17 protein-coding genes are annotated in these 18499 nt (G+C 49.9%); 10 read left to right on the top strand and 7 right to left on the bottom strand.

The window, feature by feature from the left end:
* The 3 genes from ACTG33_RS04935 to ACTG33_RS04925 all read left to right on the top strand — a co-directional run.
* Window positions 1–1166, top strand: a 1166-nt coding sequence (locus tag ACTG33_RS04935; RefSeq protein WP_439134081.1) for a TonB-dependent receptor, incomplete at its 5' end; no start/stop codon positions are given.
* Between the two features lie 86 nt (window positions 1167–1252).
* Window positions 1253–1696, top strand: a complete 444-nt coding sequence (locus ACTG33_RS04930; RefSeq protein ID WP_439134080.1) for a VOC family protein — start codon at window positions 1253–1255, stop codon at window positions 1694–1696.
* A gap of 36 nt (window positions 1697–1732) precedes the next feature.
* On the top strand, window positions 1733–2986 hold the full coding sequence (locus tag ACTG33_RS04925) for an MFS transporter (RefSeq protein WP_439134079.1): 1254 nt from the start codon (window positions 1733–1735) through the stop codon (window positions 2984–2986).
* A 118-nt stretch (window positions 2987–3104) separates the two neighbouring features.
* Here the strand turns inward: ACTG33_RS04925 and ACTG33_RS04920 are convergent, their stop codons facing one another.
* From ACTG33_RS04920 to ACTG33_RS04900, 5 genes are all read right to left on the bottom strand, one after another.
* On the bottom strand, window positions 3105–4271 hold the full coding sequence (locus ACTG33_RS04920; RefSeq protein ID WP_439134078.1) for an FAS1-like dehydratase domain-containing protein: 1167 nt from the start codon (window positions 4269–4271) through the stop codon (window positions 3105–3107).
* 104 nt (window positions 4272–4375) lie between these two features.
* Window positions 4376–5506, bottom strand: a complete 1131-nt coding sequence (locus ACTG33_RS04915; RefSeq protein WP_439134077.1) for an NADH:flavin oxidoreductase — start codon at window positions 5504–5506, stop codon at window positions 4376–4378.
* 65 nt (window positions 5507–5571) lie between these two features.
* Window positions 5572–5874: a DUF1330 domain-containing protein gene (locus tag ACTG33_RS04910; RefSeq protein WP_439134076.1), complete on the bottom strand. Its 303-nt coding sequence runs from the start codon at window positions 5872–5874 to the stop codon at window positions 5572–5574.
* Between the two features lie 97 nt (window positions 5875–5971).
* Complete coding sequence (locus tag ACTG33_RS04905; RefSeq protein WP_439134075.1) at window positions 5972–6721, bottom strand: SDR family NAD(P)-dependent oxidoreductase; 750 nt, start codon at window positions 6719–6721, stop codon at window positions 5972–5974.
* A gap of 163 nt (window positions 6722–6884) precedes the next feature.
* Complete coding sequence (locus ACTG33_RS04900; RefSeq protein WP_439134074.1) at window positions 6885–7517, bottom strand: TetR/AcrR family transcriptional regulator; 633 nt, start codon at window positions 7515–7517, stop codon at window positions 6885–6887.
* 169 nt (window positions 7518–7686) lie between these two features.
* Here ACTG33_RS04900 and ACTG33_RS04895 point away from each other — a divergent pair, with 169 nt between their 5' ends.
* The 7 genes from ACTG33_RS04895 (at window position 7687) to ACTG33_RS04865 (ending at window position 14778) form a co-directional block, all read left to right on the top strand.
* Window positions 7687–8523, top strand: coding sequence for a TauD/TfdA dioxygenase family protein (locus ACTG33_RS04895; protein WP_439134073.1), 837 nt, complete (start codon window positions 7687–7689; stop codon window positions 8521–8523).
* 63 nt (window positions 8524–8586) lie between these two features.
* A complete protein-coding gene (locus tag ACTG33_RS04890; protein ID WP_439134072.1) occupies window positions 8587–9957 on the top strand; it encodes an aromatic ring-hydroxylating oxygenase subunit alpha in 1371 nt (456 codons plus the stop codon).
* Window positions 9958–10081: 124 nt separating this feature from the next.
* Window positions 10082–11221 (top strand): CaiB/BaiF CoA transferase family protein, encoded by a 1140-nt coding sequence (locus ACTG33_RS04885; RefSeq protein WP_439134071.1) that lies wholly within the window; start codon window positions 10082–10084, stop codon window positions 11219–11221.
* Between the two features lie 60 nt (window positions 11222–11281).
* Entirely contained in the window at window positions 11282–12448 is a 1167-nt protein-coding gene (locus ACTG33_RS04880; RefSeq protein WP_439134070.1) for an acyl-CoA dehydrogenase family protein, read from the top strand.
* Window positions 12449–12545: 97 nt separating this feature from the next.
* Window positions 12546–12914, top strand: a complete 369-nt coding sequence (locus tag ACTG33_RS04875; protein ID WP_439134069.1) for an EthD domain-containing protein — start codon at window positions 12546–12548, stop codon at window positions 12912–12914.
* A 60-nt stretch (window positions 12915–12974) separates the two neighbouring features.
* Window positions 12975–13712 (top strand): SDR family oxidoreductase, encoded by a 738-nt coding sequence (locus ACTG33_RS04870; protein WP_439134068.1) that lies wholly within the window; start codon window positions 12975–12977, stop codon window positions 13710–13712.
* Between the two features lie 76 nt (window positions 13713–13788).
* A complete protein-coding gene (locus ACTG33_RS04865; RefSeq protein ID WP_439134067.1) occupies window positions 13789–14778 on the top strand; it encodes a zinc-dependent alcohol dehydrogenase family protein in 990 nt (329 codons plus the stop codon).
* 169 nt (window positions 14779–14947) lie between these two features.
* On the opposite strand, the gene ACTG33_RS04860 is transcribed toward ACTG33_RS04865, so the two are convergent.
* Window positions 14948–15862, bottom strand: coding sequence for an amidohydrolase family protein (locus ACTG33_RS04860; RefSeq protein WP_439134066.1), 915 nt, complete (start codon window positions 15860–15862; stop codon window positions 14948–14950).
* Between the two features lie 108 nt (window positions 15863–15970).
* On the bottom strand, window positions 15971–18430 hold the full coding sequence (locus ACTG33_RS04855) for a TonB-dependent receptor (RefSeq protein WP_439134065.1): 2460 nt from the start codon (window positions 18428–18430) through the stop codon (window positions 15971–15973).
* Window positions 18431–18499 lie beyond the last annotated feature (69 nt).

The raw sequence follows: 18499 nt of genomic DNA, 5'->3' as shown, positions 1-18499 counted from the left end.
TGGATGATGCACTGGAGTGGGTCGCAGGTTTGTATTGGTATTATGAGGATGGTTTTGAGCACTCTCCAGGAGATGTGTTGTTAAGTTTACAGCCAGCAGCAAATCCTTTCGATCAGACGGCTGAAATGCATAACAATAGTTATTCTTTGTTTGGCCAAGGGACTTACCATTTTAACGATGCCTGGTCTTTATCTGCTGGCTTACGCTGGACTTATGATGATAAAGAGATGACATTAAGCGCAAGAACACCGTCAACTTGTGCACTTCAAGATGCCAGCAGTGTGCCTTTACCCCAATCTGAATGCAAAGTAGAGCTTTCTGAAAGCTTTTCCCAGCCGACAGGGTCTTTATCGCTGGAATATACACCTAATGATTCCACCATGCTCTACGCATCATCTCGTTTGGGATACCGCGCAGGGGGATTTAATGCCCGTGCCACCAGACCAGTTGAATACGAACCCTTTGATCCAGAAACCGTTATAGACCTGGAGTTGGGGAGTAAAGTAGATTGGGCCATAGGCGATTGGAGCATGCGAACCAACGTCGCGCTATATCAGCAATGGTATGATGACATTCAACGCACGGTAGCTGTGGTTGGTCCTACAGGAGCTCCGGGGAGCGCCGTAGAAAACGCAGCTGAAGCAACGGTACTGGGTCTCGAAGTTGAGCAGACAATTTCACCTACGGAAAACCTGACGATTATGCTGCAGTATGCCTATACAGACCCTGAGTATAAAGCGTGGGAAGAGCCTGCCACAGGTGTAGATCTTTCGGACACACCCTTTTTCTTTACTCCTGAAAACGCGTTTACGGCCACAGTTTCATATCGTTACCCCATGGGAAATGCCGGTACGTTAAGCATAGGAGCCAGTGCTTCCTGGCAAGATGATATCTGGTTAAATGCGCTACAGACCAGTGCCGTTATTGAATCTACCCCCTCCAGTGTTTACCCCGCGCTGCAGCAAGAGGATTACTGGTTAGTCGGGCTTACTCTTGGATGGGAGAATGTGATGGGGTCGAATATTGATTTCTCTGCTTATGCAAAAAATTTAACGGATGAAGAATATGCTGTCGGTGGCGTAATGCTCTATCCCAATCTAGGGCTCAGTACCAAGGTGTATGGTGAGTCCCGCAGTTACGGCATGCAATTGCATTATCAATTCTAGGTCATAACTTGTTACTATAAAGGCCTGCGCCACGGGTTGGCGCAGGCCTTTTTTTGTGTCACAAATAAAATTATAAGGAGAGCCCGGTGAGCGAATCCAATTCCGTAAACCTGCTACACATTGGGGTGTGTACTTCGGACTTATCCCGTTCCGTAAAATTTTACACTGAAGCACTGGGCTTCACTCATGAACGGGAGGTCGGTGAAATTGGGGCACCATTTGATCAGCTTATTGAACTGCCTGGCACCACACTCAAAGCACATCATGTCAGTCTTGGAGGTTTACGCCTGGAGTTAATTGGTTTCGATCAAGTGGTTGGTTCCGACGAACGCTGTCCGATGAACCGCCTGGGTTTTACTCATATCACTTTGACGGTAGATGATATAGATGCTGTCTGTGAGCGCATAACCCAATATGGAGGTCAGGTTCTCAGTCATACCCGAATCGATTCCCCTTATGGGCCTATAGTATTCTGTACAGATCCTGATGGGCTCCGCGTTGAGCTTATGCAGCCACCGACTCAATCTTAATTTCGTTAAAAGCTTTTTTCAGCTAAGGAATTGTTAATGGTTACATCCAAAAGCGCTATGACCGAGTGGCGTAGCTATTGGTTTTTACCACTTGTCGCAGCGTTGGGGTATGCCACGTCGGTACTTCACGTTTATTCGCTCGGCCCTTTCATTGAGCCTTTACAGCAGGAGTTTGGCTGGTCACGTGCCCAGATTTCTTCCGGTCTCACCATCGCGTCGATCGTGAGTGCATTATTTTGTATTCCTATCGGGATCCTTGTGGATCGAGTCGGCCCCCGTCGAATTGGATTGATGGGTATTCTGCTGATGTGTGCATCGGTCGCGTTGTTGAGTACAGCCACAGGAACCAAGACGAACTGGCTCTTATTGTGGGTTGGTACGGCCATCGGTACGCTTTGGGTTCAAGCGACCGTCTGGACAAGCGCCGTGACTAGCCGTTTTGAATCGTCACGCGGACTTGCGCTGGCGATTACGTTATCGGGTGCAGCCATCAGTGCTACCCTCTTCCCACTGATTGCCACTTGGTTAATTGGTGAATATGGCTGGCGTGTCGCTTTTCGTGGATTAAGTGGCTTATGGTGCTTGTTTGTTTTTCCCTTTCTGTTTCTTTGCTTTCACAGTGCTCACGAAGAAGGGAAAAAGCAGACAACCGCAGCGAGCCAGGCGCCTAAGAAAGTGCTCAAAGGACTTACCTTATCTGAAGGCTTACGGTCACCGGCGCTTTACAAATTATTGATGGCCAGCGGCCTATTTTCGTTTACTGCGATTGGCATTGTCGTTCATTTCGTACCGATTTTGACTGACCGTGGTGCGGAACCTCTGGCAGCGGCAGGTATTGCTTCACTGGTTGGGATCTTTTCTATTATTGGTCGCTTGGGAACAGGTTTTTTATTGGATCGTTTCCGGGCCCACTTGATCGGTGCCACCGCTTTTCTGATTCCATTATTGGGTTGTAGTTTATTACTGCTCGATGGATCAAATCCTGTATACCAGGCAGTTGCTGCCGCGATCTTTGGTTTGACGCTTGGGTCTGAAGTGGATGTGATCGCGTATCTTGCAGCCAAGTATTTTGGACTCAAGAACTTTGGTGCGCTCTATGGCTCTTTGGTGATGGCGCTGTCTTTGGGGACGGCTTTTGGACCCCTAGTCGCGGGAGCTGTATTTGATCATTACAATAGCTACGCACTGTTTTTGCAACTGACGATGTTCCTAATGGGGCTTAGCGCTATAGCACTATTTAGCTTGGGATCGACACCCAGTGCGGACGGTTCCGAAGCGGTGGCTCACTGACTTATTTAGATTCGGTAACGGCTGGAAATGGATCTGATGTAGGGAATAGAGCAAGGATGCTGAAGTGAAAGAGGGCTGTATTATCTCTACTTGATAATACAGCCCAGGCTTTATGAGCTTATTTCTTTGCCAGCTCAACTTCTGCTTTGGCTGTTGCCATGGTGACACCCAGCTGGTTCTTCATTTTACAATCCAGCTGAACAACATGACGTCCTTCTTCATCGACCATCTTGTCTACGACACTGGCGGTTAAGAAAGTTGCATCACCGGTAAATGCAGGTCCGCGGTAAGCAGCGTTACAGTGTACGACTTGGCCCCATTCGCCAGCCCAACCAGCCATGTAATCCAGAATCCAGGCACCCATTGATGCCCCGTAACCGTAACCGCGCGGCATGCCAATTTTGCGAGCGAAACGTGGGAACAAATGTCCGCGTGATGGGCCAAAGTAGGCACCGTCCGTCAGTTCAGGGTTTTCACGTTCCATAACCGGGTCGTTTTCGTGACCGGCCATTTCCTTAGTGAAACCTAGTGCTTCCATATCGATTCCAGGACGATGGGTACCACCCCAGATAGTGAATAGATAAGCACGCCACTCGGTGGCAAAGCTGGCGATGCTGTGTGGACCGATGACTCGTACTGGCAGAGAGTCGTCTTTATTGATGTCATCCCAGTAGCGCTTATCGTGACCGAGATCGTGCATCATTTTGATGAAGTCGAACTTTTCGGTTTCGATCGCGGCAATTTCCTCATCAGTCCAAACCGGATCTTCTTCTTCGTCACTCATTGAACCCATTTCCAGGGCCAAATCTGCGCGGTAGCGAATGGCTGTAGAGCGCTGTTTAGCGATGAAATCGCCGTCTTGATTGTAGTAGTTGTTGTCACCGCGCTGGAAGCAGGTGGGGCCTGCGAATTTTGTTTCTTTTACGGCGAAATCATAGGGTACTTTTTCGTTGGTGATTCTGTCACCACCAAAGATTTTGGGCCCGTAAAACCACCATTCGTCACCACCAAAAATTAAGTGGGAGTCTGGAATCCGGCCGACAGACGCAGGCCAGGCACCGTGGCCATCATCCGTTGCAATGGCAAATGACTGAGGTGCAACCAGGCGACCATAACGACCTTCTTTGGCAAAATCGTGGTCGTAATGCATCAGGTTAGGGTAGTGCATAGCCTGCACCCAACGACGTATATCGTTGTTGTGCAGCTCTTCTTTCATGCGGGCTGGAGCAATGGGTTTCCCCATGTAGCTTTCCAGATCTGAACAATCCAGTATGGTGTCACTCATTTATTTATACCGTATCTAGGGCTGCTTAAAACAGCGCCGTTGAATTTCACACAGCCAATTGGCTGGGTCCTATACATTGCTAGGTGGACGAGTTAATCGAGTGACTATTTGGGTGAATAAGCCACTGCGCCCTCAAGTGTTTCGAGCATGCTTTTATCGAAAGTATGCAGCTTGTCAAACTCGCCTTTACGAACGATGTTGGCCCAGTCTGCATCGGCAATCAAGGCCCGGCCGACAGCAATCAGGTCAAATTCGCCCGCTTCCATACGGTCGGTCAGCTTGTCCAGGCTGGTATCGACTTCCGCCTGCTTAAAGCCTTCGCCTTCTACCAGGAAGTCTGCGTCCAGACCAACACTGCCCACGGAGATGGCTGGCTTGCCAGTTAGTTTTTGTGTCCAGGCTGCCAGATTCAGGTCGCTGCCTTCAAATTCAGGCTCCCAAAAACGACGCATTGAACAGTGATAAATATCGACACCGGCTTCTGTCAGTGGTGCCAGAAAATCGGCCAATTCTTCAGGGGTCTCGCACAGGCGAGCGGTGTAATCCTGCTGTTTGAACTGTGAAAGGCGGAAGATGATAGGGTAATCTTCGCCAACGGCTTCTCTGACTGCTTTGATGATTTCAATGGCAAAGCGTGAACGCTGGCGAAGGTCGCCGCCGTATTCATCATCTCGGGTGTTGGTGTCGGCCCAGAAAAACTGATCCAGTAAATAACCATGGGCGCCGTGGATTTCAACCGCATCCATACCAATGGCTTTGGCGTCAGCTGCCGCTTTGCCAAACGCCGCTACGACATCATCAATATCCTGCTTGGTCATGGTCTTTCCAGATACGACGCCAGGCACAGACATGCCTGATGGTCCGTATCCCGGACAGTCGCCGCCAGGGTTGATGCCAGCTTCACGCACAGCGCCCACGTGCCAAAGCTGGGGAGCAATTTTGCCGCCTGCGGCATGAACTGCGTCTACGACTTCTTTCCACCCGGCCAGAGCTTCTTCGCCGTAAAAATTAGGGACATGCTCAAAACCATGCGCTGCAATGTGGTCAACGCAGGTGCCTTCGGTAATGATAAAGCCAGTGCCACCTTCCGCACGGCGACGGTAGTACTCAACCACACGTTCATTGGGGACATTACCGGGCGAGGCGCTGCGGGTCATAGGTGCCATGACGATGCGGTTTGGCAGGTCGAGTTTGGGGGAGGTAAACGGCTTAAATAATGATTCAGTCGATGACATGTTTAATTCTCTTGAAAATCTGGGTTTATAAATTCTTCACGGCGTTTATTTCAACGAGTGAAAGCCTATTTTGGGGGCTGAAACCCTTCTACGATAAAGGCTCGATAGGAAGAAGATTTGAGCCTGAATGGAAGGGCTTCCTGGTATTGAGGATCGTTGTACCAGGCTTCAGCTTCCTCAACAGAAGGGAACTCAAGCATCACCATACCATCGGGTTTAGTCCCTTCCAGGCTAGTGATGTCGCCGTAAACAACCCGCGGAGTCAACTTGTGTTCACCGGTCATTTTACGAGTTCGGCTTTGGTATTCATTGAAAGCGTCGGCGTCTTGAATAGGCTCTTCTCGTGTGACGATCAAATAAGCTGGCATAACTGTGTTCCTGTTAAGAATGTAATTCAGTCTGTAGTTCGTTATGAAATTTATAGTTCGTTATGAAATTTATAGCTCGTAATGAGACTATAATCCGTCATGAAACGACACGACCACCGTTGACACCAATCGTCTGACCTGTGACATAGCTGGTGTCTTCAGATGCCAGCCAGGCACAAGCATTGGCGATATCTTCAGGTTCGCCCGTGCGACCCACAGGGATGGCGCTGGTCAGTTGTTCCATAGACATGCGAAAACGGTGTTTATTGGCCTCGGACATAACGGTGTTCATGACGGCGCCGGGGGGAATGTTGTTGACGGTGATGCCATAGGGACCCAGAGCTTGTGCCAGTGATTTGGTCATGGCGATGACCGCACCCTTGGAGGCTGAATAGTGCACTTGCTCTTTGCTGCCTGTCTGGGCGCTGGAAGATGATATGTTGATAACCCGTCCCCAGTTGGCGGCTTTCATATCGGCTAATACTGCTTGAGTCACGATGAAAGTGCCGCGAGTATTCACTTCGAACATCAAATCCCAGTCTTTTACGGTCAACTCGTCAAAAGGAATGAAGTTGGAGATGCCTGCATTATTGACAACGATAGTGACCGGCCCAAACGTCTCTTTCAAAGTGGATACGGCTGTCGCGATTTGATCTTCTTCGGCAATGCTGGCGCTCAGGGCAATGGCTTTGCCCCCAGCTGCGGTGATTTCGTCAGCTACTTTTTGAGCGGCTGCCAGGTCCAGATCCAGCACTCCAATTGCAATGCCATCACGAGCCAGGCGCAGTGCGCAGGCGCGACCAATACCGGCTGCGGCGCCAGTGACTAAAGCAGTTTTTACAGACATATCAACTCCCCTTTACATTGGGTGTGTAAATTACATGGATCTTAAATGCGCTATACAGAGTTGCTTGCTCATAGGGGAAGTTGGCCAATTTGCCATCTTGTAGCCGTAACGCAGGTGATCGATATTCAGTTTAGTAGATTAGCCCTAAATGCTGAACAATACGTTAGCAATTGTCAAGAGGTGTGAGGTGCGAGTCAGATTGGCGATCAGCCTTTGCGGGTGTGCTGAAACGGTCAATCAGTCGCTCGACGATCTCGGCAGCTTCTGCGTAGCCTGAATTGGCGCCGAGCGCGCTGTCTTGTGCTGTGGCCCGAGACAGTGCCGAGATGGTGGCGACAATGGCGGTTGGCGGGTAGAGAGTGGTGTCAAGACCCCGTTCTTCCAGTATTTGACCCACGGCTTCTGCCTGTAAAGTGCGGAATTCATCACCGATGGTCGCCAGTTCCTTGCGAATGCTTTCCTTGTGGTTGGCCATGGCCATTACTTCGGTGGTGAATAGGGCGCTGCTTTTGTTGCGATTCATGTCCCATAGGGCTCTCAACGGCTCTGCGGAGGCCAGGGCCTTAATGAAATACTTCATTCTCTGCGCACTGTGTTGCCTGACGACTTCCAGAACCAGGTCGTCCATGGTCTGAAAATAGTAGTAAATCAGCTGAACCTTCAGGCCGGCCTCGGTTGCCACCTTGCGGGCCGTTACTGACGCGTATCCTTCCCTGCACATAAGGGTTTCTGCGGCAGTAATCAGGTGCGCCCGATTTTTGGCTGTCTTGTTGCCTAGGCGGCGGTTTGGTGTCATGGGGTAGATGCTCCGGTTGGTTCTAGCTGTGGCCTCATCTTATCGTTAGTGGGCCAAATCTGAAAGTTGGGGCGGGGTGTCTCAGGGTAAATAGATTGACACATTGAAATTCTGAATGCTAATGTACTGTTCAGCATTTTTATAAATTTGGTCTGTTGGAGGTTCATGCATGAACAGTAAGGTTATTGAGGGGTTGCCGTACGAAGATATCAAGCCGGAAATTGGCGCCAGAATCCTGTGCAGCAAAGAAGAGGGGTTGAGTGGTGTTTACGCCGAAGGGTTGAGAGAGTTGCTGGAGTACCGTGGAGTGCTGGTATTTCCTGAAGTTCACTTCAATGATGAAGAGCAAATTGCCTTCACCAATACATTGGGTAAATTTGCTGCGGAGCGTTCCAGTGAAGGTGGGGTATACAAAGTCACCCTCGACAAGAACCAGACAGCGTCTGCCGATTACTTGAAAGCGGCCTTCTACTGGCATTTTGATGGCTACGTGAATGATGTTCCCATCCGTGCGTCACTGCTGTCTTGCAAAGTTACTGCTCCGACCGGTGGTAATACCGAGTTTGCCAATACCTATGCTGCTTATGAAGCCCTTCCTGAAGAGCGTAAGGCAGAGATTGCAGATCTGAAAGCGGTACATTCATTAGCCGCCTCACAACTGTACGTTGAGCCTCAGCCCACTATGGAACAATTCGAGACCTGGATGAAGGTAGGTCGCAGTACTTTGCCTTTGGTCTGGACTCATCAATCTGGACGTAAGTCTTTGGCTGTGGGTTGCAGTATCGCCAATGTGGTGGATATGGACCCTATGGATGGACTGGAGCTGACTCACGGTTTGCGCGATTGGGCAACACAGGAGCGTTTCGTCTACAGTCATGAATGGAAAGTTGGCGATGCCGTAATGTGGGACAACACCGGGACGCTTCACCGCGCCATGCCTTATTCTTTGGATTCAGGCCGCATGATGCATCGTACTAAACTGGAAGGCGAAGAGCCGATTGGTTAACAGCGTTTAATTTAGTTCGAAGTCTGACTGCATTCAGACGGACAATAATTACCAGGATTTGTTATGACAGACAAAAATTCTACGCCCGTGTCTGAGGCTGAACTCGAGTCGTCAATTGTCTATACCCCAGAGGCGTATATCTGTGAAGACTATGCGCGCGCAGAAAGAGATAAATTGTGGCGCAAAGTGTGGCTGCAGGTTGGGCGTGTCGAAGATGTGCCCGAACGCGGCAATTTCATCACCTACGAGATACTGGATGACTCTCTGCTGATCGCGCGTAACGCGCAAGGTGAGCTGAACGCGTTTCACAACGTATGCCCTCACCGTGGACGCCGTCTTGTGGACACCCCAGAAGGCGAGCGCAATGCTCAGGGTAAACGCAACAAGTTTTTCTGTGGCTTTCACGGTTGGCAATTTGATCTTGATGGTGAGAATGCTCATATCCCCCACAAGGAAGACTGGCAGGGTTCTCTGCAGGGCTGTGATGGTCTGACCCCGGTACAGTGTGATACCTGGGGCGGTTGGATCTGGATCAACATGGATCCCGAATGTGAACCGTTAAGAGAGTATCTTGAACCTGCCGCCTCGATGCTGGATCCGTTTCAGTTGGAGAATATGCGCTGTCGCTGGCGTAAATGGGGCGAGTTCGATTGTAACTGGAAGGTGGCTCTTGAAGCTTTCAATGAAACCTACCATGTGCAAACAACCCACCCCGAGTTTAATCGCTATGGTCAGTTTCACGGTTGGGCAAAAGCGCAGGGCAAGCACAGCAATATCGGTTACGACTCGCCCAAAGATATGGACGAGAATCAGTCGGCCAAGCTGCGCGTAGGCACTAAAGATGACCCGCGTATCAGCACAGCTGAAATGATGAATTACACGTGGGAAAAGGCCAATACCAACACCACTCAAACGCTGGTCGATGCGGCCAATCGTCTGGCGGATGAATTGCCTGAAGGGACCCCCCCCGGTGAGGTGCTTCAGCATTGGTTGGCGACAGCACGTAAAGACGATGAGGCGCGCGGGGTTGTGTGGCCTGATGTCGATCCCAAACATGTTGGTGAAAGCGGTACCGCTTGGCAGATCTTCCCGAATTTTCAGGTCGGACATGCTGTGAATAACATGTTGTGCTACAGCGCTCGTCCCAGCAGTTACGATCCGAATAAATGCATTTTCGAAGCTGCGGTTTACGAACTCTACCCGGAAGGCGAAGAGCCTGTTACCAAATGGGAGTATTGCGAACCAACATCTGAAGCCTGGTGCCATGTACTGGGTCAGGATTTCTCCAATATGGCGGCGGTTCAAAAAGGCATGCGATCGTTCGGCTTTAGTGGCCCCAAACCCAATCCATATAGCGAAAAAGCCACTGCGAACTTTCATCGCAATTTGGCTCGTTACATGGGGGTTGGTGCACCCGTCAAGCTCAAGCCTTAACCAATAGAGTCGAGTGCCAAAAAGGTCGCAGTAAAGCAGTCGTAATGCGGCTGCTTTTCTGTGTCAAACGTGGGCATTGTAGGTCTTGTCCTGCGAAGTGATCGTTTATATGTGAGTCAGAGTTATGAGTAAAAAAGGGCCTTTGGCCGGGATTAAAGTGGTTGATCTCACCTCTGTGGTTATGGGGCCTTATTGCACCCAGGTCATGGCGGATATGGGGGCAGACGTTGTTAAAGTTGAGCCACCAACAGGCGACACCATGCGTTTTGTGTCTGAAGGACAAGCTCCAGGGCTCAGCGGTGTGTTTTCCAACGTGAACCGTGGTAAGCGCAGTGTAGTCCTTGACTTACGGCAAGAAGAAGACAAAGCTGTGCTCAAGAAGCTGATTGAAGGGGCGGATGTCTTTGTGCATTCCATGCGAGCGAAGGCCATTGAAAAGCTCGGTTTTAGTTACGAGCAGGTGTGTCAGCTAAATTCTTCTATCGTCTATGTGAATGGTTACGGTTATAGCCGTCGTGGTCCTTCTGCCGACAAACCCGCGTACGATGACACCATTCAAGGTGAGTGTGGTCTGGCTGCAGCTCAGCAAAAGCTCACCGGCGAGGTCAGCTTTGTGGGCACGATTATGGCTGATAAAGTCACTGGGTTGACCATGCTCTACGCAACGATGATGGCACTGTTTCATCGTGAGCGGACCGGTGAAGGGCAAGAAGTCGAAGTGGCCATGTTTGAAACCATGGCCTCATTCATGCTGGTCGAGCACGTTGACCGCATGTTGTTTAACCCACCATTAGGACCCGCGAACTATCACCGCGTTGTTGCGCCCAATCGCAAACCCTACAAAACCAAAGACGGTTACATTGCTGCACTGGTATACAACGACAAACATTGGTCGCTGTTTATGGAGGCTGTAAAACCGGCGTGGGAGTCCACTGAATTTGCCACGTTGGCCCAGCGCTCTCAACAAATCAATACTGTCTACGGTTTGCTGGGTGAAACCTTTTTGCAGCGAACCACGGCTGAGTGGTTGGAGCTGTTGCAAGAATTGGGTATTCCTGCATCGCCTATCAACAGCCTTGAGGATCTTTTTGAAGATCCTCATCTCAACGCGATTGGATTTTTTGAAGAGATGGAGCTGGAAGAGGGAAATGTACGTTTTCCTGGTATTCCCACCTGGTTTTCCGCCAGTCCAGGCGCTATCCGTTCTGGCGCCCCCCATCTGGGTCAGCATACCGAAGAGATAAAAGCAGAGCTGGGTTTTTGATCCCAACGCGTGACGCAATTACTGCACTGCTACAACCTTATACAATGAAGGAGTTGTGTTTTGGATTTTTCCCTTACTGAAGACCAGCAAAATATCCGGGATGCGGTGTTAAAACACTGCTCACAGTTCGACGATGATTACTGGCTTGATCTGGACCATAAAAAAGAGTTTCCAATAGAGTTTCATCGCTCTATGTCTGAAGCGGGATGGCTGGGCATTGCCATGCCGGAAGATGTCGGTGGAGCGGGGCTAGGCATCACTGAAGCGGCGATTATGATGCAGGCTATTTCCGAGTCCGGTGCAGGTATGACTGGAGCATCGAGTGTCCATATGCCAGTCTTTGGCTTGCAACCTGTCTCTATTTTTGGCAATGAGGAGCAGCGTCAGCGTATGCTGCCGCCGGTTATTCGCGGTGAAGATAAAGTCTGTTTCGCGGTCACCGAACCCAATACCGGTCTGGATACCACCAAACTGAAAACTCGTGCTGAAAAAGTCGAAGGCGGTTACAAGGTTAGTGGTGAAAAAATCTGGATTTCGACTGCGCAGGTTGCCAATAAAATGCTCTTGCTGGCGCGAACAACGCCTCTGGACCAGGTCAAAAAGAAAACGGATGGTTTGTCACTGTTTTATACCGATCTGGACCGAAGCAAAATTGAAGTTCGTGAAATTGCAAAAATGGGTCGCCACGCTGTCGATTCCAATATGTTGTTTATTTCCGACCTGTTTATTCCTGAAGAGGACCGTATTGGTGAGGAAGGACAGGGTTTTAAAATGATCTTGCACGGGTTGAATCCGGAGCGGATTTTAATCGCATCCGAAGCCATTGGCTTGGGCCGCGTGGCGCTGGACAAAGCGAGTCGTTATGCACAGGAGCGCGTGGTGTTTGATCGGCCCATCGGTATGAATCAAGGCATTGCCCATCCATTGGCCAAATGCTGGGCACAATTGGAAGCCGCGCAGTTGATGGTAATGAAAGCTGCCACCCTGTTTGACAACAAGCAAGACTGTGGTGTCGAGGCAAACGCCGGTAAGTATCTGGCAGCCGAAACCGCTTTCGAAGCCTGTCACACCGCTATGCTGACGCTGGGCGGTATGGGGTATGCTCAGGAATATCATGTTGAACGTTATTTACGTGAAGTATTGATCCCGAGAACGGCACCGGTAAGTCCTCACATGATTCTCAACTTTATTGCTGAGAAAGTACTGGGGCTGCCCAAGTCATACTGATACCAAGTGTTAGTTGATACTTGTTTTCATTGATATTCGGCACCATTTGAGTTTTTCTTGAGTGGTGCCGATTTACATTTCTGCATAGAGAACTGTCATGTCTGAAAAGGTTTATAAAATTCTTCTCTTTATGAAGCGCCGCCCTGGCATGAGCAAGGAAGAATTTCGCGATTACTACGAAAACCACCACGTTCCGATGGCTCTCAAGTATGCCTCCGGCATTAAAAAATATGTTCGTCGCTATCTTGATCCTCAGCCACGTCCTGAGACCGGCGATGGAGAGGATTTGGGTTATGACGTAATTACTGAATTGTGGTTTGAGGATGAAAAGATATTTGAGGGTACTTTAAAGTATCTGTCCACAGCTGTTTTACCTGATGAAGTGATTGAAGATGAAAAGCAATTATTTGATCGGGAGCGTATGCGACTTGCCACCACAGTGGAATATGTTACCAGCCTGGATTAATCACTAAAGTCCGTCTCATAAAGTTTGACGATTGATATGTTTGGTTAAAGGAGTCTTGATATGAGTGATCAGAAGGTGGCACTGGTGACCAATGCGCGAGAATATGCCGGACCTGGATCCGTAGCGGCATTGCTTGATGATGGTTTTTTCGTGTTGTGTCATGACAAATCTTTCGTCGACGAACTTGTGCGCAAAGAGTTCTCGCAAGAGTTTTCCGGAGCTATTCCCTTAGCAGAGCAATGTCCAGTGGCTTTGGTTGAAGCCGTGATGCGCGAAAAAGGTCGCGTTGATGTACTGGTGTCGAATGATGTCATTCACTCCAATATGAAGCCTATTGAGACTGCCACCGTTGATGAATACCGTGAGGCTATTGAAGGCGGTATGGTATGGCCTTTTTTGCTCGCCAATGCTGTCGTCCCGCAAATGAAAGAACGGCAGTCGGGTGCGCTGATTTTTGTCACGTCCGGTGCTGCTCTGGCGCCTTACCAATACCTCAGTATGTACAGCTCGGCTAGAGCAGGTGCAGTGGCTTTGTCGCAATCATTGGCGAAAGAGCTCGGTCCGTTCAATATCCAGGTCAACGCAATTTGCCCCAACTGGTTCAAGAGTGATACCTATTTCTCCGATAAGCAATTGGCAGAGTATCCAAAATTGGCAGAACGGATCACTAAAGAAGTGCCGATAAAACGTCTAGGCCAACAGCATGAAATGGGTGAGTTGGTATCCCTCCTGGCTTCGCAAAAAGCGATGCCAATGACTGGCCAGGCCATCGCTTTTGACGGTGGCTTTTACCCCTGATTTAACCCGATAAACTCTCTGTTTTAGACCATTAGCAAAATGGTATCGGGGATTTGCATTCATGAAGACTTCGACTATGAAAGCTGCTTTGGCAACCGCCGAAAAGGGTATAGAGAGTATCCACGTTATTCAGGCTGAGATACCTCAGCCGGGTTCTGGTGAAGCGCTTGTGCGATTAAGCAAGGCAACACTCAACTATCGGGATCTACTGGTCTTGCGGGGGTTGGTTCCAAATGCAAAGACGCCTGCTTATGTCCCTCTATCTGATGCCGTCGGGGAAGTTGTTGCCGTTGCGGAAGACGTCACTCGTGTTTCGGTCGGTGATCGCGTGAGCCCCTTGTTTGCACAGGGGTGGCTTTCCGGATCAAGACCGACACTGGAAATGCTTGGAGGTCCCGTGGATGGTGTGGCCAGAGAGTATGCTGTTTTTCATGCGGAAAGCCTGTGTCATATACCTGATGAGTTAAGTGATTTGCAGGCGGCCGCGCTTCCTTGTGCTGGCCTTACCGCATGGAATGCTCTGTTTGGCACAAAGCCCGTTGAAGAAGGGGATTGGGTGTTGTTGCAGGGTACAGGGGGGGTGTCGATTGCGGCCTTGTTATTTGCCAAGGCGGTAGGTGCCAAGGTGATTATCACATCGTCATCGGATGTAAAGTTGCAACAGGCTCAGTCGCTGGGCGCTGATGTCGTCATCAATTACCGAAAAAACGTCAATTGGGAAACGCTAGCGCTACAGGCATCGGGAGGCCATGGTGTGGATCTTCTGGTGGATGTCGTTGGTGAATCACAACTCAAACAGAGTGCTAAGGCTGTTAAACCCAATGGTGTGATCGCTGCCGTTGGTCGTCTGCAAGGAGAGGCGAGCTGGGGAATGGATGTAGGCAAAAAGCTGGTTCCCATTGTGGTTGGCAATCGAGAGCAGCATGAGGCTATGCTGACATTTTGTGCGAAGTATAGTATCAACCTCGTGATCGATTCAGTGTATCCATTAGAAGAACTCAGTTCTGCTCTTCAGAAAATGGAAAGTGGAAATTTTTTCGGAAAGATTGCTTTAGATTTAAGGTGAGAAAAGTATTAGGCTGCTCTCACCGTCCAACTCCCTCGATAATGCAAGTCCCTGCTATTACGAAGCCATAGAGGGAACTTGACTGCATCTATCTATGCGTATGCTTGTTTAATTACACCTTGGCGCATAACTGTGTCAAAACACGTGGTCAAAGAACACGTGCGATCAATCAGCTTTCAGTGATAGGCCAATTCAACAGTCGTCTGGCTGCAGCCCCCAAAATCCATTCCTTATCTAACTGAGATAGTTCTGGGTTATCGCGTACATAATGGAGTGTATCTGACCAGGTGTGGTTGGGTATCACCGTGCTGTCGCTGGCCCAGAGAATGCGTTCACGGCCGTATGCAGTTATCATCTTTTTCAACAGCGGCCACAGCTCTTCATAGGGGTAGTTTCTGGCTCCGAGCAAATTCTGGGCGTGGCTCCATTTCAGAGCAACATTGGGTAGGTCAGCCAGTTCACACACGGTGTCGAGGTAGGAGGGCTGAAGGGTTTTCTGTGCCTCTGCTTCCGCTCGTCCGTGTGGGATACCGGGAAATCCCATGCCGCAGTGATCGACGATGAACGTCAACTGAGAAAATCTTTTGGCGTAGCTCTTGATCAATTCCGTGTAGCCCGGAATAAAGAGGCACACAGGCATGTGCAGTTCCTGCGCAAGGGCGAACAGTTTGTCGTAGGCTCCTGCTGCAAAAGCACCAATCTCATCCAGTGTCCAGGCAGGTTGTACTCGGAAGGCAAGCGCGTGTGGAGATGAAGCAATGGTGCGCATGACTGAGCTCAATTCTGGGTCTTCGCGATCGATGCGAACCAGATAGGCAAAGCGCTCAGGGTGAACCAAACTGGCTTCTTCGGCCGTGGGCCAGGCTGCGCGCCAGGCGCCGTTGGCCAGACGGTATCCCGGTTGTAGATGAGTTGGGTGGGTGGCATTGAAACCACCCCATAACTCATCAATCAGAAGAGAACGGATACCGAGTGCATCCATGGCCTTCAATGTGGTATCAATTTCTCCACGTCCCATGTGGAACTGGCAGTCCACAATGTCCATGGCATTTGGGTTGCCGTTGAGAAAATCACTGGCGTCCATAGGTACTCCTGTTTATCGATGTGGTAACTCGCATTGCATAATGGCAAAGCGTTTGTGTGAGGAAAGAATTGATTGAGTATTCCGGGGCAGTTGTGCCCCGGGTACTGATCAGTTGTTGCCCCAGCGGTAATTAACACTGATACCCACTTCTCGAGGCGCGGTGACTTCTGAGTGATACAGTCCCGAGCCGGTAGGGGGTATTAATTGTGGAAAGCTGACACCGAGACTGTTGTTCAGGTCATAGGCATAATTATTTCGATCCAGGGTGCGTTCTGTTTCAAACAGATTACGTACAAAGGCGGTTATTTCCCATTGTCCCGTTTGGCTGCGCAGACCAGCATAGAGATTGGTTATGGTATAGCTGTCAACAGAGAGACCATTGCCCAGATTATTGTTGTCGCCTTTATAGCTCAATAGTGCTCGTGTATAGACCTCTATACCGTTATCCAATGCGAGAGAGTATTGCCCCTGCAGGCTTGCGCTCCAGAGAGGATCTCGCGAGGAAGAGCCGCCGGGGCAGAGTGAAATCAAACCTTCGGTGTTAAATGTTGGCACTCCATTTGAGTCTGTATTGCAGGGAATGAGACTGTCATCAATGTTGCCATTGGCATAAGAAACTTGTGTCGATAGGTCGAAGTTACCCCATACCATGGCTGCATCAAGTTCAAAGCCGGAGACTTCGGCATCGACGCTGGCAGTAAAGTCATTTGTGGAAATTTGTCCAGTAGCGGTATTGAGATAGTTCACGTTGGGCACGAGTGTCGTCAGGTCCTCGAACGTCTGATAGTAGATCGTCGCATTGACTCGGGCTTTTTGGTTCGGGCTGGTCCATTTGAAGCCCATTTCATAGTTGGTTGAACTCTCTTTAGGGTGAAACGTCAGTGAATTGAGTTCCGGGTTTGGGTTTGCTGCCAAATCACCCTGGAGGCCTGGACTTGATATCGGTGGGCGATAAGCCGTGCCGGTTGTGGCGTAGAGCATCAAGTCACTGGTGGCCTGATAGGAGAGTGATAGGTTATAGATGGTTGGAGTCTCATCAGCTTCGAAACTGGCTCCCAGCACATTGGACGAAGGCAAGGGCAAATCGCAAAATCCGGGATAGGTGCTAGAAAGTTGTGCACTGGCACAATTGGGCAATAAAGGGTTGATAAACGAAGGCGGAATGGCTAGCAATCCCGACTGCAATTCAGTATCCAGATTACTGCTAAATTCCGACCAGATATGCCGTAGCCCTGCACTTAATTCAGTACGGTCGTTGAGATCGAAGGTGACATTGGCAAACACCGACGTTTCTTTTGACAGGTAATTTATGTTGGTCGTGATTGGCAGTTGATAGCGAGAGTCAAATGCGTCGAGATCAGGAGCCGCAGCCGGTGAGCCAAATGCACCGGACATTAAAGGCCCTGGCATGCCGACATCTGCGGTCGTTTTGGCTTCATCGTAGAAGGCCCCAACCGTGTAGTGAAAGCTACGCTCATGATCGGAAGAGGAAGAGAGGCGTAGCTCATGAGTGTTCTCGTTTTTACCAGAAGTGGTAACCATTGGAACTGCCACTCCTGGAAGAATGTTACCGGCATCAGTATCTTCGAGAGCGTAGGTGCTGGCCTCTTGATATGAGCCTACATAAGTAAGTTGGTGACCAAACACCTGGGCGTCTATCTGCGCTGTGACGACTTCGAGATCGACATCAACATCAGAAATACCATCCTGTACGGAATAGCGTTGTTCTGGTTTCAAGATTGGCTGGTTGCCCCACCCAGAGCCGGATACCTGATTGTAACTTTGCAATTTCTTATCGATGGAAGTGTAAGTCGTTTGTAGTGTTAATTCAGGTGTCGCTTCGTAGAGAACCGATAATCGACCAGCGTTAGTGTCCTGTGCCGGATCTTCCGAATTGTTAATGCTGGTAACGCTGTTGGCGTCGTTCGTATCGGTAACACCCGCAATGCGCATTGCGAGCTTGTCAGGGATCAGAGGGATGTTTATTCCGGCTTGGACATTGTGGCTGTCGTTGTTGGTCATCAATCCCTGAATATAGCCTTCCATAGTGGAGGTGTTGGGCTTACGTGTCGTGACCGTGAGGGCCCCGGACGGAGCCGAAACGCCACGAGTGGTTCCCTGTGGCCCCCGCAAAACTTCGATTTGACCGATGTCGAATAGTGAATCGTACAGAAACAGGGATTGTACCGGTGCGTCATTCAAATACATGGCCACTGTCGGTGGCGCAGTACTGCTGGCATCGAAGCTCACACCTCGCATGGATGTGTCTGTCTGGGTGCCGCTACCATCCTGGGACAAAGTAAGGCCTGGGACTACGGATTCCAGATCGGTAAATTCAGTCAATTTCAGGTCATTGATGGATTCTGCACTGACGACATTGATGGAGTTGGGGACATGCTGGAGGCTTTCCGTTTGTCGCCGGGCTGTCACGACGACTTCTTCTATCGTTGCAGATTGGTTTGGCGTGACATTATCCGTTGCTGCGTGGGTCAAGGTCGCAGCATAGGGGCTGGACAGCATTACCCCGCCGAGACCGACAGCCATTAGGGTTTTGTTCGGTGTCTTCATATTTGCATCCTCAGTTATTTTTATATTTGGACGTCATTTGCCGTTGGTGAAATCTGACTCATCAACTTT

Origin of the sequence: Pseudomaricurvus sp. (assembly GCF_965662505.1) — a bacterium.
Taxonomy (GTDB): domain Bacteria; phylum Pseudomonadota; class Gammaproteobacteria; order Pseudomonadales; family Cellvibrionaceae; genus Pseudomaricurvus.
The sequence above is the reverse complement of the archived record's forward strand: the minus strand, read 5'-3'. Positions and strand labels throughout refer to the sequence as shown.

What these genes read in the sequence shown, in the direction of transcription:
- ACTG33_RS04925 (WP_439134079.1), top strand. Translation starts at nt 1,733, where the DNA reads ATGGTTACATCCAAAAGCGCTATGACCGAGTGGCGTAGCTATTGGTTT.
- ACTG33_RS04895 (WP_439134073.1), top strand. Translation starts at nt 7,687, where the DNA reads ATGAACAGTAAGGTTATTGAGGGGTTGCCGTACGAAGATATCAAGCCG.
- ACTG33_RS04860 (WP_439134066.1), bottom strand. Translation starts at nt 15,862, where the DNA reads ATGGACGCCAGTGATTTTCTCAACGGCAACCCAAATGCCATGGACATT.
- ACTG33_RS04865 (WP_439134067.1), top strand. Translation starts at nt 13,789, where the DNA reads ATGAAAGCTGCTTTGGCAACCGCCGAAAAGGGTATAGAGAGTATCCAC.
- ACTG33_RS04920 (WP_439134078.1), bottom strand. Translation starts at nt 4,271, where the DNA reads ATGAGTGACACCATACTGGATTGTTCAGATCTGGAAAGCTACATGGGG.
- ACTG33_RS04900 (WP_439134074.1), bottom strand. Translation starts at nt 7,517, where the DNA reads ATGACACCAAACCGCCGCCTAGGCAACAAGACAGCCAAAAATCGGGCG.
- ACTG33_RS04915 (WP_439134077.1), bottom strand. Translation starts at nt 5,506, where the DNA reads ATGTCATCGACTGAATCATTATTTAAGCCGTTTACCTCCCCCAAACTC.
- ACTG33_RS04905 (WP_439134075.1), bottom strand. Translation starts at nt 6,721, where the DNA reads ATGTCTGTAAAAACTGCTTTAGTCACTGGCGCCGCAGCCGGTATTGGT.
- ACTG33_RS04910 (WP_439134076.1), bottom strand. Translation starts at nt 5,874, where the DNA reads ATGCCAGCTTATTTGATCGTCACACGAGAAGAGCCTATTCAAGACGCC.
- ACTG33_RS04870 (WP_439134068.1), top strand. Translation starts at nt 12,975, where the DNA reads ATGAGTGATCAGAAGGTGGCACTGGTGACCAATGCGCGAGAATATGCC.
- ACTG33_RS04855 (WP_439134065.1), bottom strand. Translation starts at nt 18,430, where the DNA reads ATGAAGACACCGAACAAAACCCTAATGGCTGTCGGTCTCGGCGGGGTA.
- ACTG33_RS04890 (WP_439134072.1), top strand. Translation starts at nt 8,587, where the DNA reads ATGACAGACAAAAATTCTACGCCCGTGTCTGAGGCTGAACTCGAGTCG.
- ACTG33_RS04885 (WP_439134071.1), top strand. Translation starts at nt 10,082, where the DNA reads ATGAGTAAAAAAGGGCCTTTGGCCGGGATTAAAGTGGTTGATCTCACC.
- ACTG33_RS04875 (WP_439134069.1), top strand. Translation starts at nt 12,546, where the DNA reads ATGTCTGAAAAGGTTTATAAAATTCTTCTCTTTATGAAGCGCCGCCCT.